The organism is Pseudomonas sp. UTLPPB19802, from assembly GCF_059730225.1.
Genome location: NZ_AP048545.1, coordinates 7,325,252 through 7,340,159, shown reverse-complemented (window position 1 = coordinate 7,340,159; position 14,908 = coordinate 7,325,252). Strand labels below are relative to the sequence as shown.

Annotated in this window: 14 protein-coding genes and 1 pseudogene; 5 read left to right on the top strand and 10 right to left on the bottom strand. The window is 64.0% G+C overall.

The genetic code is table 11. The features are described from left to right. Nucleotides 1–3: 3 nt before the first annotated feature. A complete protein-coding gene (locus AC6I6U_RS32520) occupies nucleotides 4–270 on the top strand; it encodes a DUF3613 domain-containing protein (RefSeq protein WP_497880007.1) in 267 nt (88 codons plus the stop codon). A 13-nt stretch (nucleotides 271–283) separates the two neighbouring features. On the opposite strand, the gene AC6I6U_RS32515 is transcribed toward AC6I6U_RS32520, so the two are convergent. Further along, nucleotides 284–1,069 (bottom strand): response regulator, encoded by a 786-nt coding sequence (locus AC6I6U_RS32515; protein ID WP_497880006.1) that lies wholly within the window; start codon nucleotides 1,067–1,069, stop codon nucleotides 284–286. 125 nt (nucleotides 1,070–1,194) lie between these two features. Continuing rightward, nucleotides 1,195–1,665, bottom strand: a complete 471-nt coding sequence (locus AC6I6U_RS32510) for an A24 family peptidase (RefSeq protein ID WP_497880005.1) — start codon at nucleotides 1,663–1,665, stop codon at nucleotides 1,195–1,197. 75 nt (nucleotides 1,666–1,740) lie between these two features. On the opposite strand from AC6I6U_RS32510, the gene AC6I6U_RS32505 reads away from it, so the two are divergent. Together AC6I6U_RS32505 and AC6I6U_RS32500 are read left to right on the top strand one after the other, a co-directional pair. Then, nucleotides 1,741–2,187 carry a TadE/TadG family type IV pilus assembly protein gene (locus AC6I6U_RS32505; protein ID WP_497880004.1) on the top strand — a complete coding sequence of 149 codons (447 nt, stop codon included), beginning with the start codon at nucleotides 1,741–1,743 and terminating at the stop codon, nucleotides 2,185–2,187. Further along, nucleotides 2,184–4,937, top strand: a complete 2,754-nt coding sequence (locus AC6I6U_RS32500; RefSeq protein ID WP_497880003.1) for an ATP-binding protein — start codon at nucleotides 2,184–2,186, stop codon at nucleotides 4,935–4,937. The genes AC6I6U_RS32505 and AC6I6U_RS32500 overlap by 4 nt, the downstream gene beginning before the upstream one ends. Here AC6I6U_RS32500 and AC6I6U_RS32495 read toward each other — a convergent pair. From AC6I6U_RS32495 to AC6I6U_RS32465, 7 genes are all read right to left on the bottom strand, one after another. After that, nucleotides 4,926–6,866, bottom strand: coding sequence for a pilus assembly protein TadG-related protein (locus AC6I6U_RS32495; RefSeq protein ID WP_497880002.1), 1,941 nt, complete (start codon nucleotides 6,864–6,866; stop codon nucleotides 4,926–4,928). The genes AC6I6U_RS32500 and AC6I6U_RS32495 overlap by 12 nt on opposite strands. A 380-nt stretch (nucleotides 6,867–7,246) precedes the next feature. Next, nucleotides 7,247–7,810 (bottom strand): DUF4136 domain-containing protein, encoded by a 564-nt coding sequence (locus AC6I6U_RS32490; protein ID WP_497880001.1) that lies wholly within the window; start codon nucleotides 7,808–7,810, stop codon nucleotides 7,247–7,249. A 29-nt stretch (nucleotides 7,811–7,839) separates the two neighbouring features. Continuing rightward, nucleotides 7,840–8,448, bottom strand: a complete 609-nt coding sequence (locus AC6I6U_RS32485; RefSeq protein ID WP_497880000.1) for a DUF4136 domain-containing protein — start codon at nucleotides 8,446–8,448, stop codon at nucleotides 7,840–7,842. A gap of 13 nt (nucleotides 8,449–8,461) precedes the next feature. Continuing rightward, entirely contained in the window at nucleotides 8,462–9,211 is a 750-nt protein-coding gene (locus AC6I6U_RS32480) for a methyltransferase domain-containing protein (RefSeq protein ID WP_497879999.1), read from the bottom strand. Beyond that, nucleotides 9,208–9,513, bottom strand: a complete 306-nt coding sequence (locus AC6I6U_RS32475; RefSeq protein WP_497879998.1) for a MazG-like family protein — start codon at nucleotides 9,511–9,513, stop codon at nucleotides 9,208–9,210. The genes AC6I6U_RS32480 and AC6I6U_RS32475 overlap by 4 nt, the downstream gene beginning before the upstream one ends. A gap of 135 nt (nucleotides 9,514–9,648) precedes the next feature. Beyond that, on the bottom strand, nucleotides 9,649–10,503 hold the full coding sequence (locus tag AC6I6U_RS32470; RefSeq protein WP_497879997.1) for a MaoC family dehydratase: 855 nt from the start codon (nucleotides 10,501–10,503) through the stop codon (nucleotides 9,649–9,651). A 2-nt stretch (nucleotides 10,504–10,505) separates the two neighbouring features. Beyond that, nucleotides 10,506–11,858 (bottom strand): 3-oxoacyl-ACP reductase, encoded by a 1,353-nt coding sequence (locus tag AC6I6U_RS32465; protein WP_497879996.1) that lies wholly within the window; start codon nucleotides 11,856–11,858, stop codon nucleotides 10,506–10,508. Nucleotides 11,859–11,979: 121 nt separating this feature from the next. Here AC6I6U_RS32465 and AC6I6U_RS32460 point away from each other — a divergent pair, with 121 nt between their 5' ends. Next, nucleotides 11,980–13,257, top strand: a complete 1,278-nt coding sequence (locus AC6I6U_RS32460) for an acetyl-CoA C-acetyltransferase (protein WP_497879995.1) — start codon at nucleotides 11,980–11,982, stop codon at nucleotides 13,255–13,257. Between the two features lie 90 nt (nucleotides 13,258–13,347). Continuing rightward, on the top strand, nucleotides 13,348–14,139 hold the full coding sequence (locus AC6I6U_RS32455) for an AraC family transcriptional regulator (RefSeq protein WP_497879994.1): 792 nt from the start codon (nucleotides 13,348–13,350) through the stop codon (nucleotides 14,137–14,139). Between the two features lie 82 nt (nucleotides 14,140–14,221). On the opposite strand, the pseudogene AC6I6U_RS32450 reads toward AC6I6U_RS32455, so the two are convergent. Then, nucleotides 14,222–14,818 (bottom strand): annotated as a pseudogene (locus AC6I6U_RS32450) (methyl-accepting chemotaxis protein); the annotation flags it as partial. Nucleotides 14,819–14,908: the final 90 nt, after the last annotated feature.

The window sequence follows — 14,908 nt, the reverse complement described above, 5'->3', positions numbered from 1 at the left end:
AATATGAAATACCGAGCAGGTTTTGCCCTGGGGTGTCTGTGCCTGTCGGCGGTGGTCCAGGCCATCGAGCCGGGACCGTCGTCACGTTACCAGGCGCAGACGGAAACCTGGCTGCAACTGCAGCCCCAGGGACAGCAGCGTACGCCCACGCCCCAAGCAGCCAGCCCGAGCGAGCGCGAACTGGCCCTGCAACGCTGGCTGGACGCCTACAAACACCCGATTCCGGATTTCTACAAGCAGGATGAGGGCGGTTCGCTGAAAGGCAAGTGAGCGGTAACCCGTCTCAGTGAGCCGTCACATCCCGCTGCCGCGATCCGCCGGGCGAGAGTGCCAGGGCCAGTTGCGTGCGATTGTGCATGTGGGTCAGCCGCAACACCTGTGACACATAGAGCTTCACGGTATTTTCGGTGATGCCCAGCTCACAGGCGATCTGGTAGTTGGTCTGGCCCTTGCCGACCAGGCGCGCCACGTCGATCTGCCGGGGCGACAGTTGACTGAATATCTGCGCGCTCTCGCGACTGTCCGCGTCGTCCGACGCTTCGCCAGTCGCGACTTCGCGGCGTGCCATCGGTGGTGGCCGGACACTGTCGAGATCGTGATAGAGGTCGTCGATAGAGTCGGCGAGAAACTGCAGTTTCCGATTCAGGTGCCCGAGGCTTTCGTTCTGCCGGCGTTCGGCGATGACCGCTTCCTGGCGCTGGATGCCTTCGAGCAGTTCAGCCAGGTCGACCGGTTTCTGGTAGTAGTCGGCGATGCCGGCGCGCAAGGCCTTGATCACATCCTGCTTGTCGGCGCGGCCGGTCAGCATGATCGATTCGAAGATTCGGCGTTTGCCGGCGAAGTATTGCAGCTCGCGCACCAGCTCGACCCCATCCAGATCGGGTAGATGCAGGTCGCACAGGACCAGGGCGATGCCGGAGTCCTCCTTGAAGCATTCAATGGCCTGCTGGCTGGATAGGGCGGGCACACAGCGATAGCCGCTTCTTTCAAGAAACTCGCAGAGTTCTTCCACGATCAGTGGTTCGTCATCGACCACCAGCACCGTCACCTCAGAAACAAGCTTGTTCACGCGCTACTCCATGCTTTGCCAGCCAATGACCACGAGTTCCCTGCCCACGCGCGCAGCTTGGGGCCTTGAAAATAAAAGTAGACGCACTTTCCCCAGCTGTACACCTGTGCAGCTCGCGGTCGCGACTAATGGATGCTGGCGGTCGCGCAGAGCAGGCCGGCCCATAGGAACGGTGCGAATGGCTGTTTGTCCGTGGCCCCCGGCTCGAGGTTGTGCAGCACCTGCCGGGGGCGTTTGCCCAACCTGGGCCAGAGCCTGGGCCCCAGCCACAGCCAGAGCAGGCTGGCCACGCCGGCGCCGATGACTGTCCCCAGCAGGTAGCGGCTGTCGCTGGCCAGGGCCAGGGCGATCAGCAGCTTGACGTCGGCGGCGCCCAGTCGTGCGGTAACGTAGCCTGGCAGGGTCAGCAACAGGGCCAGGAGGAAGGCCCAGCCGCCCTGTTCGGCCGTAGCTCCCAACCAGGTGTTGCCACTCCAGAGCAGATAGAACAGGGCCAGTGCCGAGCCACCAAGAGTCAGGCTGTTGGCGATTTCCCGCTGGCGCAGGTCTTGCGCCGCGCAGAGTGTGAACCAGACAAGCAGGATGAGGCTGTGCATCGGCTAAAAAACGTCCTTTTCCGATGAATGATTCTATGCTGATAGCAATGTGCAGTTGTCAGGGTAGACGCAGTCATGCTCCCAGGCCTCCCCAAGCAGCAAAAAGGCGCCGCCGCCATCGAGTTCGCGTTGGTCTTCGTGATCTTCTTCGCGGTGCTCTACGGTTTGATCAGCTACAGCCTGCCGATGCTCATGGTGCAGTCGTTCAATGCGGCGACCGCCGAGGGCGTGAGGCAGGGCGCGCAGGTGGACCCGCTGGCCAGCGGTACCGGCTATAGTCTTCTGCTGCGGAACACGGCGGTGGCCGCAGCGGCCAAGCGCTTGCAGTGGATTCCACCGGCGTTGAATTTCAACGCGGCCAGCGATATCACCGCCACCTACACGGGGGGACTGTTGACGGTCAGCATCCAGTACCCGACTTCGCGCTTGCGCAATGTGTTGCCTTTCCTGGTGCTGCCCGGAGTTGGCACGGTGCCCAACCTGCCGACCAATCTCAGTGCCAGCGCGAGTATGCAGTTTTGAGTTCCGGGGAAAAGCTGTTCGGCCGTCTGCTGGGCCGGGGAGCCGAGCTGCCGTCAACCCCGCTGCCCGAGCCGTCCGTGTCGGCTGCCGAGTTGCGCATTCGCCTCGACGGCGAAGGTCGAGTGCTGGAGGTTGCCGGGCCGCTACGGCATGGGTTGGCGGCTTTGCCGCCGCAGGGCTCCTATCCCTTGCGCGACCTGCTGGCATTGTCCAGCCACTTGTCGGTGGAGGGCGCGCCAGCGGACTGGCTCGGACACATCCTCGATTTGGATTTCAATGGCCTGGCCGGGCAGGTCGTGCACACCCGCGGTTGGCTCCAGCTCTTTCAAGGTGGCTGGCTGTTGCAGGCGCTGGATATCGGCGACCTGCTCAAGGACAACCAGGTGGCGGAGAGTCGTGAGTACCTGCAGCACTTCGCCGCCCGGATGAGTGAGCAATTGCGCCTGTGCAGCCTGGCGCGGCTGCCCCAGGTGCTGGCCGAGCAACTGCAGGCGCTGGCCCAGCGCTGGCATGTTCCCTGTCTGGCCCTGGCGCTGCTGGATGAGCCTGGGCAGCAGTGGCAGGTGCACAGCCACTATCGCGCCCACGATGCGCCACCGCTGTGGCACGAAGGCCAGGCCCTGGGGACCGGCCTGGACAGCCTGAACGGTACCGCGCCGTTGCGCCTGGACGTGCGCGACGGCCTCAGCGAGTACCCGCGCCTGCTGGGTGTGATGGGCAATGCCGATGGCCTGCTCGTGCCCTTTCATGACGAGCACGGCGTAGCGGCCTGGCTGCTGTGCGGTTTCTATCCGGTCCGGCAACGAGCCCCGCAGCTCAGCGACCAGGATTGGCTGCAGTTGGTGGCGGCCCTGGCCGGGCCGCTGCTGGGCCGGCGCCGCCAGCAGTTGCACTTCCAGCAGCAGGAGCGCCTGGAGATCCTGCAGGAGTTGCTCGGTACCGGCTGGTGGGAATGGTCGCCGGCCAGGGATGAACTGCAACTGGCCGCGCCCCTGGCCCAGACGCTGGGGCTGGGCCAGTCGACATCGCTGCTGTCGATGGCTGACTGGCTGGCAGTGATCCATCCTGCCGACCGCGAGGAGCTGAACAGTTGCTTGCGTGACCTGCGCCAAGGCAAGTCGATGCTGCTCTGCGTGCGCCTGCACCAGGACGATAGCGCAGACAATCCGCGCTGGTACCGGCTCCAGGGGCAGGCGCTGGGCCTGGGCGAGATGCAGCGGGTGGTCGGTTTCATGCTCGACATCAGCGACGTCAAGAACCAGGAGCAGGCCGCCGCCGCCGCCCATGCGCGGCTGGACAACCTGATTGCCAGTTCGCCGGCGGTGATCTATGTCCAGCGCTACGACGAGGGCGCGCTGGTCCCGGTGTTCTTCAGCGACAGCCTGCTGCCGCTACTGGGCCGGACCCTGGCCGACTGTACCCGGGACGGCCTGGCGCAATGGATTCACCCCGAGGACCGCGACCGTTATTTCGAGCGGACCCGTCAGTTGCTGCGCGAAGGGCATGTCAGCTGTCGCTATCGACTCCAGGACCAGCGCGGCGACTACCACTGGCTGCTCGACGAGGCGAGGTTGTTGCGCGATGACCTCGGCTTGCCGGTGGAGGCGGTGGGGCTGTGGATGGACGTCACCGAGGCGACCCTGGCCGCCGAACGCATCGAGAGAAGCGAAGAGCGCTACCGGATCCTGGTGGAGGATTCACCGGCGATGATCTGCCGCTACCGGCCGGACCTGACCCTGGTCTTCGGCAACAAGCCGTTGGCCAAGTACCTTGAGTGCACGCCCGAAAAACTGCCGGGGGTGAACCTCGCCAGCTGGATGTCGCCGGAGCAGCATGCGGCGTTCGTTCGACGCCTGGAGCAGCTGACCCCCGAACTGCCGGTCAGCACGGCCGAGATCAGCCTGCAACTGCCTGGCCGCAAACATGCCTGGTGGGTCTGGTCGGACCGTGGCGTGTTCGATGCGCAGGGCAAGTTGCAGGAAATCCAGGCGGTGGGCCGCGACAACACCGAAGTGCGCCGCTCCCAGCAGCAACTGACCCAGAGCGCGAAAATGGCCACGCTGGGCGAGATGGCCACCGGCCTGGCCCACGAGATCAACCAGCCGCTGAACGTGATGCGCATGGCCATCGTCAATGTGCTCAAGCGTCTGGGCAACGGCGATGTGCAGATCGACTACCTGCAGGACAAACTCAACCGCATCGACGCCCAGGTCCAGCGCGCGGCACGGGTGGTCGACCACATGCGGGTGTTCGGCCGCCGTTCGGAAATCGAGGCCGCGCCGTTCAACCCGGCCCAGGCGGTGGAGGGCACCCTGTCGCTGCTCAGCGAAGGCATGAAGGGCAAAGGCGTGCAATTGCGCGTGCCGCCGATCGAGTTCGAGGTGCAGGTGCGCGGGTTTGTCGACCAGTTGGAGCAGGTGTTGATCAACCTCATGGTCAACGCCCGCGACGCATTGCTCAGCAAACGCGAGAAGAACCGCGATTTCGAACCGTGGATCTCGGTGACTGCCGAGCATGACGAGCGTGCGGTGCGGCTGATCGTCGAGGACAACGGCGGCGGTATCGATCCGCGCCTGCTGGAGCGGATCTTCGAGCCGTTCTTCACCACCAAGCCGGTGGGCATCGGCACCGGCCTTGGCCTGTCGGTGAGCTACGGCATCGTCGAGAACATGGGCGGCCGGATGAGTGTACGCAATGGCGACGACGGTGCGCGGTTCTGTGTCGAGTTGCCGCTGGTGCTAGATCACTAGGTAGGCCTTGCCGGTCTGGCCGCAGGTGAGGTTGGCGCCGACGCTCACGTTGTTGATGTCGATGCCCAGGTTGAGCAACAGGTTGTTCAGCAAAGGGGTGATCAGGCTGCTCAGTAGGCCAGTAATGGCAGTCGTCAGTGTGGTCAGGGTCTGAGACAGCACCGATAAAAGTGTGTTTAGGAGCACCCCGAGCAGCCCGCCACCGAGGGTGGGTGAATGAACAATAAGAGTCGGGTTGTTCAGTGAGTTCGTCAGAATGCCCTGAGCGGTTGGTCTTGGGACCGATTGGATCAGCGTCTGTCCACTGTTCACATTGGGCGGATTGTTGAACAGCATGTTCTGAACGGTCACCTGATCCAGTGGGATGTTGACGATCAATTCGCTCCCTCCTCCCGCGAAGGGTGTACGGGGGCCGCAGTTGGTTCCCTGGCAGACCTTGCTACCGATATCGACCAAGGTTAACGGACTGACACTTTCAGCTGACGAGCCGGAGAACCAGATCGTCTTGTTTATACGGCCTATTTTCAGTGATCCCGCAGCCGTGGTGGTACTCGCCGAAAGGCTTTTGCTGCCAACACCATTCGCAGGGCAGCTGTAGTCTGTGACGCGGCTGGCTCCAGTCCCGATCTCCAGGCCGATGTCCAGGCTCAGGTTGGGCAGCACTTGCAAATCGGTCTGTGTGCATGTCCCACCGAAGAGGCAGCCTGGAGTCAGAAGTGTATTGATCGATTCAACGACAGACTTTAATGCCGTGTTGACCTGTTGCAGGGTTGCATTGATCAGTGAGAGGTCAACGGATATCAGGGCCCTGATCTGGCCTGTTTGTACGTATATCTGGTTTGCTCCGGTAGGGTTTAGTTTTGCCAACCTGGGGTCGCCTATCGCTGAAAATTGAGGTGGCTGAATGACACCTAATGTGGTCGTGACCCCTGCGATACCGAGAATGCCTACCGGTAGCGTTGCCGCTGCGGCCCCATTTTTGTTCGCCAGTTGTACGAACGCCTGGATGAGTTGAAAAAGCTGAACGTCGGCATTCAACCCGTTCGATAGGGTACCCGTTTGGAGTTTCAGCAGATCGCCCAGCTTTATCGGATTCGCTCCAGTCGCGGCTAACTGAAGAGTGCCAAGTGCAGTCGTCACGGCAGCTGTCCCACCGTTGACATTCAGGACGTCCGCAGCTGCCTTTATGAATGTCGTCACGCTGGCCTGGGTATTGAGCAAGGCGGTGTAATCACCTGCGGTCACTCCCAACGAGATAGCCAGTTGGTTCATGTAGCTGAGCAGATTGACATTGGTCTTGACCAGGCCATCCCAGCCGGCGGTGCTGATATTGACGCTTCCCCCCAGCAGTCCGGAAAAGAGCTGGTTCAGTGTGTTGGACCTTGTCGTGTCGACACTCAGCAGGGTGCTGCGAATATTCAACTGTGCGAGATAGGGCAATGGTGCTGCTGCCACGGCTGTGGCTGTCAGTTGGGTTTTCAGATTGGTTGGGCCGCTGGAAAACAGGGAGCCGATTCCGGCAGCAATGCTGGTCGTCACCGAACTGTTGGCAATGACCCGGATGGCATCGGACTTACTCGCATCGACGCTGAAGGTACGCAGATTGTTGGTCCCGGTAACCAGCGTGCCGCAAGTAGTCGTCAGTGTGTTGCCCGTACCGACTACGAAGGCATTCCTGTTGGCACTTTGGGTCGCGTAAGTAGCCGCACTCAGCCCCGCCTGGCAGTTGCCACCCCGGCTGGCAGCCTCCAACGCTGCTGTATCGGCGACCCGTTGCAAGGTCCGTTTCGCCAGGTACAGCCGCCCGGTATCGACCACCACCACCATGCACAGCAGTGCCATCCCCAGGGTCACGGCGGCCATCAGGCCAATAGCGCCGCGTTGCCGCGACGGACCGTGAAATACCAGGGCACGGCGAGGAAAAGACATCGAGCACTCCTTTGCCGGCACCTGGCCGAGCGCTTACTTTCCTGCATTGAATGCCAGTGTAGTCAAGGCTGGGCGGGGCGTGCGCAAGGGGCCTGGCGGTCAGGCGGAACTGCGTCGGGCATCCGGGCTTTCGTGGCGAGCGGGCTTGCCCGCGCTGGGGTGCGCAGCAGCCCTGAAATCGGACACGCGGTGTGTCCGGTCGATCGGGGATGGCCGGTTTGCGACTGCTTTGCAGTCGAGCGCGGGCAAGCCCGCTCGCCACAACGGGTCTGTTCATTACCGCCAATCAACCATGGACCCACGGACTACCACGGCCCTGCCGACCATGAGAAGCCTGGCTCCAGGGCCCATGCCCAGCGGCAACGGTGTATGGCGAGTACTTACCTTGGCGGGTAGTTCGCCATCACCTGCGCCACGGTCTTGTTGATCGCGGCGCTGCGTTCGGCGGGTGTCGGCAGGTTGTTCACCTCCTGCTCGGCGCTGCCGCGCCAGACCAGCTTGCCGTCCTTGCCGTCGAACAGGTCGACCTGGATCGTCGCGACCTGGTAGTCGATGTTGCGGGTTTCGGTATAGCCCGGCCCCGCCCACAGGCCGCCGCCACGCCATGGGCCACCCCAGCCGCCACCGTAGTTGGTGCTGACCTGTTGCTGGCGGTTGTCGACGATCAGGTAGGCCTGCACCTTCACGTCGGCCTTGCCACCGGCCGGGGCCGGGCGTAAGCCGCGCTGGTCCAGCTGCTCGCTGACCGCCTGGCGGATCCGCTGTTCGGTCAGGTCGCTCTTGATCCGGGGATCATCCGGTCGATATTGCAGCGCGGGTTCCTTCCAGCTCCAACTGCGGTAGCCGGCGAAATCGCGGCTGGCGTCGAAGTCGTGGGTGACCTGGGCGGTTTGGCAGGCGCTGAGCAGTACGGCAAAGGCCATTAAGGCAAGACGGCGGAACATGATTTTTCTCCGGTAGCCTGGCAAGTTGATTAGCTGGGTGGATAGGCAGCCAGGGCTTTGTGCACCGCTTCGCGCAGAGCATCCGCGCGTTCGAGCTGATTGCCCTGGTTGGCCGTTTCGGCGCTGGCACTCCAGACCGGCTGGCCGGTCGCCGCGTCGAACAGACTGACACGCGCCACCAGCACCTGGACTTCATAGGTGCGTACGATCGGGACGCTGTTGTACACGCCGTAGCGGTTGCCATACGGCCCCCCGCCATAAGCCCCGGCGTAGCCATAGTCCTCCTGGACCTGGCGCAGGCGTTTCTCCAGGTGCACATCGGCGCTCACCCGCAGGTCTGCCGGCGCGCCATCGCGTCGTGGCCGCAGCCCCTGCTCGTCGAGGGCATTGCCGACCATCTCGGCCAGTTGCGCCGAATCGGCCCAGGTGGTGCCGGCCGGCAGGCGATCGTTGAGCCAGGCCCAGGTCCGATAGCGACCGTAGTCGCGGGCCGGTGCCGGGTAGGCGCTCAGGTCCAGGGTGCCGGCGGCCTGGGCTGGCGCGGGCGGGATCGGCATCGAACTGGCGGTGTACGGGTTCGGGCTCGAACAGGCAGCAAGCCCCAGGCACAGCATTGACAGCACGAAACGGCGATTCATGGCTTCCTCCGTATTACACCGGACGGCAGATCCAGTGCAGGTAACGCCCAAGCCCGGCAAAGCCTGGATGACGACGATGGGCCAGTTCCATTTCCAGCAGGTCGACCAGCTCGGTACGGGCCTGGAACTCGACCGGCATGTAGTCGTGGAACACCCGCACGCCGCTCTGGGTTTCGACGCGCCACAGGCCTTCAAGTTGCGCCGCCAGCTCGCGCGGATCAAGCGGTTGTTGCGGCGTCAGGCTCTGCTTTTCACCGGCCATGTCGTTCTTGCGCATCTTGCGGAAATGGCCCTTGAGCAGGTTGCGGTAGATCAGCGCATCGCGGTTGTAGAAGGCCAGCGACAACCAGCCATCCGGCCGCGTCAACTGGTGCAGCACCGGCAGGATCGCATGAGGCTCGGCCAGCCATTCCAGCACCGCGTGGCACAGCACCAGGTCGTAGGGTTCGGTGAGCTGGCCGAGCAGGTCCTGCCACGGCGCCTGGATGAAGATTGCCGGCTGCCCGGCTTCGGCGAAACGCTGGCGGGCGCCTTCGAGCATCGGCTCGGCGGGTTCGGCCAGGGTCACGTGGTGGCCGCGCTGGGCCAGCCACAAGGACATGTGGCCGAGCCCGGCGCCAATGTCCAGCACCCGCAGCGGCCGGTCCGGCAGGGTTTCGGCAAGGTCGGCCTGCAGCACCGCAAGGCGGATCGCGCCCTTGGCGCCGCCGTAGATCTTCTCGGCGAAGCGGGTGGCCAGCTGGTCGAAATGACGGTCGCTCATTGGGTGAACCGCCGTTCACTGTCGGCCAGCTTGGCGCGGACCACTTCGTTCATGTCCAGTCCCAGTTCGCTGCATAAAAGCAGGAGATAGAGCACGATGTCTCCGACTTCCTGTCCGGCATGGGCGAGTTTTTCCAGGGGCAGCTGGCGCGACTGATCCTCCGTCAGCCACTGGAAAATCTCCACCAGTTCGGCCATCTCGACGCTGGCGGCCATCGCCAGGTTCTTTGGGCTGTGGAATTGTTTCCAGTCGTTGCGATCACGGATGCCGTGCAGGCGTTGGGTCAGTTCGTCGAGGTTCATGCGTGGTGTTCTCCTTCCAGGCCACTAGCTTCCGGTGGATGGCAACGGGAAGCAAGGGCCTCGCCATGGGGAGAACGCTCCAGGCAGATGAAATATTCATCGGCCTCAGCCAATTGTCAGCTTGCCGGGCGTACCTCAGGCAATCGGCTGCCAATGCCCGGTCATATGCTCCAGTTCCCCGGCACCCGTCAGGCGCAAGTCACCGCTGGAACCGGGGACACTGGCATGCAGCACCAGCTCATTGGGCAGGTGGACCGGTTTCCTGAACGTCACCTCGATCTCGATGTTCGCCGCCGGCAGATGGTTGCCCAGGGCTGCCAGGGTCCGTGCCTTGCTCCACAAGCCATGGGCGATGGCTTTGGGAAAGCCGAACAGGCGGGCACTGAGGGCGCTCAGGTGGATCGGGTTGTAGTCGCCGGAGACCTTGGCATATTGGCGGCCGATATCCGTCGGGCATGGCCAACGGGTCAGTTCCAGCATCGGTGCCGGTTCGGACTGCAAAGGGACGGCGGGTTCGCCTGGCAACTCGACGCCACGGCAGAGCATGCGGCTTTCGGCTTCCCACAGCGGCCCGAGGGCGTCGTCGATCTGGGTCACCAGGTCGAAGGTTGCGCCTTTGGGATGGGGTTGCAGGTTCTGCACCTGTACGCCGACCCGCAGGCTGGTGACGCCGCCCAGCGGGCGCAAGATGCGGATGCGATTGCTCAGGTGCACCAGGCCCAGCAGCGGAAAGGGAAAGTTTTTCCCGGTCAGCAACTGCAATTGCAGGGGAAAGGCCAGTACATGGGGATAGGTGGCCGGCATCAGCCCGGTATCGGCGAACCCGCAGATCCGTCGGTAGGCCGCCAGGCGCTTGGTATCGACAGTGACCCAGCAGCGCAGGCCTTCGCTGGGCAGTTGCGTGCCGGTGATCTTGCGCCGCCGGGCGGCCCGGACATACAGGCCGGGCAGCCCGGGTGCAGTGGTCAGGTACTGCCAATTCACGAGCATGCTCAGGCCCCCAGTACGCTTTGTCCACAGACCCGCAGGGCCTGCCCGCTGATCGCTCCGGAGCCCGGTTGGGCGAGCCATGCGACGGCTTCGGCGACATCCTGGGGCAGGCCGCCCTGGCCCAGGGAACTCATGCGCCGCCCGGCTTCGCGCAGGGCGAAGGGGATGTGCGCGGTCATCTGCGTCTCGATGAAGCCGGGCGCCACGGCATTGATGCTGATGTCACGCTCATGCAGCAGTGGCGCCCAGGACTGGGCCAGGCCAATCAGCCCGGCCTTGCTCGCGGCGTAGTTGGTCTGGCCGCGATTGCCGGCGATGCCGCTGATCGAGGCGAGCAGGATCACCCGGCCATGGTCATGCAGGGTGCCGCTGTCGAGCAGGGCCTTGGTCAGCACCTGGGGCGCATTGAGGTTGACCGCCAGCACTGCGTCCCAGAACTCGGGAGTCATGTTCGCCAGGGTCTTGTCGCGGGTGATGCCGGCGTTATGCACTAGGATGTCGAGGCCATCCGGCAGTTGCGCCACCAGTTGTGCAGCGGCGTCTTCGGCGCAGATGTCGAGGGCGATGCTGCGCGCGCCCAGGCGGGCGGCAAGGGCTTCGAGATCGCTGCGGGCCTGGGGCACGTCGAGCAGGATGATGTCGCTGCCGTCGCGGGCCAGGGTTTCGGCAATGGCCGCGCCGATGCCACGCGCTGCGCCGGTGACCAGCGCCTTGCGGCCGGCCAGCGGTCGGCTCCAATCCAGCACCCGGCTGCTGCAGGCGCCGAGGTGGAGCACTTGGCCACTGACGTAGGCGCTTTTCGGCGACAGGAAGAAGCGCAGCGCACCTTCGAGCTGGTCCTGGGCATCATCATCGACGTACAGCAACTGCAGGGTGCCGCCGTTGCGCAGTTCCTTGGCCAGCGAGCGGCTGAAACCTTCCAGGGCCCGTTGCGCGCTGGCGGCGAACGGATCGCGCAGGGTGTGGGGCGCGCGTCCGAGAATCACCAGGTGTGGGCTCGATTCGAGGTTCCTCAGCAGCGGCTGGAAGAACTCACGCAGTTGCTTGAGCTGCTCGACCTGGACGATGGCGCCGGCATCGAACACCAGCGCCTTGAGCTTGGGCCTGTGGCCAGGAATCCAGGTGCTGCAGCCCGGCACTTCGCTGCCATAGCTGTAGACAGCATCGGTCAGGCGCTGGGCGAAGCCGCCGATCTGCGCCGCCAAGGGGCCACCGCCCAGCAACAGGGCGCCTTCGACCGGGCGCAGGCGTCCGGCCTGCCAGCGCTCCAGACGCGTCGGTGCCGGCAGGCCAAGCGCGCCGACCAGGCGTTGGCCGATCGTCGAGTTGGCGAAGTCGATATAACGGTCAGACATGGAACGCTCTCCGGCGACAGGGGTTCAAAAGGTGGACCGCAAAGGCCTGGCGGTGGTTCGTTTTCTAAGAAAGGTCCTACTCTTTTAGCGGCAGTGTCATTCGAATAATAGGGAGTTTTTTATGAGTACGTTGCGCCGTGTTGCCATTATCGGGGGCAACCGCATCCCGTTTGCCCGCTCCAACGGTCCCTATGCCAACGCGAGCAACCAGGCGATGCTGACAGCGGCGCTGGAGGGGCTGATCGAGCGTTTCAACCTGCATGGCCTGCGCCTGGGGGAAGTGGCGGCGGGTGCGGTGCTCAAGCATTCGCGGGATTTCAACCTGACCCGCGAGTGCGTCCTGGGCTCGCGGCTGTCGCCGCAAACCCCGGCCTATGACATCCAGCAGGCCTGCGGCACCGGGCTGGAGGCGGCGCTGCTGGTGGCGAACAAGATTGCCCTGGGGCAGATCGAGTGCGGCATTGCCGGCGGCGTCGATACCACGTCCGATGCGCCGATCGGGGTCAATGAGGGGCTTCGACAGATTCTGTTGCAAATCAATCGAAGCAAAAGCCTTGGAGACAAGCTCAAGACGCTGTTGCAACTGCGTCCGCATCACCTGAAACCGGAGCTGCCGCGTAACGGCGAACCCCGCACCGGCTTGTCCATGGGCCAGCATTGCGAGTTGATGGCCCAGGCCTGGAGCATTCCCCGTGACGAGCAGGACCAGTTGGCACTGGACAGTCACCGGAAGATGGCTGCCGCCTATGCCGAAGGCTGGCATGACGACCTGCTCACGCCGTTTCTCGGCCTGACCCGCGACAACAACCTGCGCCCCGATCTCAGCCTGGAAAATCTCGCGGTACTCAAGCCGGTGTTCGAGCGCAGCGCCAAGGGAACGCTGACGGCCGGTAACTCCACGCCGCTGACCGATGGCGCTTCGCTGGTGCTGCTGGGCAGCGAGGATTGGGCTCGGGAGCGTGGGCTGCCGGTACTGGCCTACCTGCGCGATGGCGAGGCAGCGGCGGTGGATTTCGTCAAGGGCACGGAAGGCTTGTTGATGGCGCCGGTCTACGCGGTGCCGCGGCTGTTGGCGCGCAATGGCCTGACGCTGCAGGATTTCGACTACTACGAGATCCACGAGGCGTTCGCCGCCCAGGTACTGTGCACGCTCAAGGCCTGGGAGGATCCCGAGTACTGCAAGACCCGCCTGGGACTCGATGCACCCCTGGGGTCGATCGACCGAAACCGGCTCAACGTCAAGGGCAGTTCCCTGGCGGCCGGGCATCCGTTTGCGGCCACCGGCGGCAGGATCGTTGCCAACCTGGCGAAACTGCTCGACCGGGCGGGACAGGGACGCGGGTTGATCTCGATCTGTGCGGCCGGTGGGCAGGGCGTGACGGCGATTATCGAGCGCTGACACGGAGGGTTGACGGAGCGGCCATTGTCTTATGCCTGGCTCTGGCCTAAGGTCGCATCCGCCAGCCATCAGGCGATATAAGGTTGAACCATGTCGAACAACGGACAACGCGGGCCCGAGCGGCAGATTCCGGCGCTGTCGGCCCTGCCACGCCCGCTGTATGCCCGCGCCGAAAGCCTGAACGCCGGCTCCTGGACCTCGCGGCACAGCCACGACTGGGTACAGTTTTCCTACGCCATCAGCGGCGTGCTGGGGGTGCATACCTCCGAGGGCAGCTTCTTTGCGCCACCGCAGTGGGGCGTATGGATTCCGGCGGGGCTGGAGCACGAGGTCGTGACCTCGATGCAGGCGGAAATGCGCAGCCTGTATGTGCGCAGACAAGACTGCCCCTGGGCGGCGGAACGTTGCCGGGTGCTGGAGGTGACGCCGCTGGCGCGAGAGCTGATCAAGAGCTTCTGCCTGCTGCCGGTGGATTACCCCCAGGAAGGCAGCGCCGAATCACGCCTGGTGCAGGTGTTGCTGGATCAGTTGGCGAGTCTGCCGGAGGTGGGTTTCTCCCTGCCACTGCCACGCCATCCGCGCTTGCTCGGGTTGTGCAATGAACTGATCGAAAGTCCGGAGCAGGGCGCGAGCCTGGGACAGTGGGCGCAACGCCTGGGCATGTCGGAAAAGACCCTGATGCGGCTGTTCCAGCGCGAGACCGGGCTGAGCTTTCGCGGCTGGCGCCAGCGCATGCGGCTGCTGTCGTCGTTCAGTGCGTTGGAGGAGGGCGACAGCGTGACGCGGGCGGCGTTGTCCTGTGGTTACGACTCGACTTCGGCGTATATCGCGGCGTTCAAGGGCTTGTTCGGTTATACGCCGGGTGAGTTGTTTCGCCACTGAAACGCGGGTTGGAAGCAATCTTGAGGGCTTCCCCGCGAAGGGGCCCCCAAGCCTTGCCTATAACCCTGACTGTACGCCTTGATCAGGTCCGGAAGCGCTTGACCAGGCCGTCCAGTTCGTTGGACAACCCTGCCAGGCTCTGGGAGTCCAGTCGTGCCGAGTTCGCCAGCTCCGCCACCAACTGCGCATCGCCATGGATCTGGCTGATATGCCGGTTGATGTCCTCAGCCACCTGATGCTGTTCTTCTGCCGCCGTGGCGATCTGGGTGTTCATGTCGCGGATCACGTCCACCGACTCGCGGATCTGCCCGAAGCTGCTGCGGGCCAGGCCGATACGGGTTACCGACTGCTGCGACACTTCGAGGCTGGCGTGCATCTGTTGCGCTACCTGGCTGGTGCGCTTGGCCAGGTTGCCCAGCAGCCCGTCGATTTCCGCGGTGGAGTCGGCAGTGCGCTTGGCCAGTGCCCGAACCTCGTCCGCCACCACGGCAAAACCACGGCCCTGCTCGCCGGCCCGGGCCGCTTCAATCGCGGCGTTCAGCGCCAGCAGGTTGGTCTGTTCGGCGATGGAGCGGATGGTGCCGAGAATCGACTGGATGTTATTGCTGTCGTTTTCCAGCTGTTGCATCGACTGGGCCGACTGCTCGATTTCCTGGCTCAACTGGTCGACGCTGTGCACCGCCGCATCGATCTGCTGCTGGCCTTCGCGGGCCTGGCGCTGGCCGCTGTCGGCGGACTCCGCGGCCTGGCTGCAGGAACGCGCGACCTC

What these genes read in the sequence shown, in the direction of transcription:
- AC6I6U_RS32480 (WP_497879999.1), bottom strand. Translation starts at nt 9,211, where the DNA reads ATGAGCGACCGTCATTTCGACCAGCTGGCCACCCGCTTCGCCGAGAAG.
- AC6I6U_RS32455 (WP_497879994.1), top strand. Translation starts at nt 13,348, where the DNA reads ATGTCGAACAACGGACAACGCGGGCCCGAGCGGCAGATTCCGGCGCTG.
- AC6I6U_RS32510 (WP_497880005.1), bottom strand. Translation starts at nt 1,665, where the DNA reads ATGCACAGCCTCATCCTGCTTGTCTGGTTCACACTCTGCGCGGCGCAA.
- AC6I6U_RS32470 (WP_497879997.1), bottom strand. Translation starts at nt 10,503, where the DNA reads ATGCTCGTGAATTGGCAGTACCTGACCACTGCACCCGGGCTGCCCGGC.
- AC6I6U_RS32475 (WP_497879998.1), bottom strand. Translation starts at nt 9,513, where the DNA reads ATGAACCTCGACGAACTGACCCAACGCCTGCACGGCATCCGTGATCGC.
- AC6I6U_RS32465 (WP_497879996.1), bottom strand. Translation starts at nt 11,858, where the DNA reads ATGTCTGACCGTTATATCGACTTCGCCAACTCGACGATCGGCCAACGC.
- AC6I6U_RS32490 (WP_497880001.1), bottom strand. Translation starts at nt 7,810, where the DNA reads ATGTTCCGCCGTCTTGCCTTAATGGCCTTTGCCGTACTGCTCAGCGCC.
- AC6I6U_RS32485 (WP_497880000.1), bottom strand. Translation starts at nt 8,448, where the DNA reads ATGAATCGCCGTTTCGTGCTGTCAATGCTGTGCCTGGGGCTTGCTGCC.
- AC6I6U_RS32505 (WP_497880004.1), top strand. Translation starts at nt 1,741, where the DNA reads ATGCTCCCAGGCCTCCCCAAGCAGCAAAAAGGCGCCGCCGCCATCGAG.
- AC6I6U_RS32520 (WP_497880007.1), top strand. Translation starts at nt 4, where the DNA reads ATGAAATACCGAGCAGGTTTTGCCCTGGGGTGTCTGTGCCTGTCGGCG.
- AC6I6U_RS32460 (WP_497879995.1), top strand. Translation starts at nt 11,980, where the DNA reads ATGAGTACGTTGCGCCGTGTTGCCATTATCGGGGGCAACCGCATCCCG.
- AC6I6U_RS32495 (WP_497880002.1), bottom strand. Translation starts at nt 6,866, where the DNA reads ATGTCTTTTCCTCGCCGTGCCCTGGTATTTCACGGTCCGTCGCGGCAA.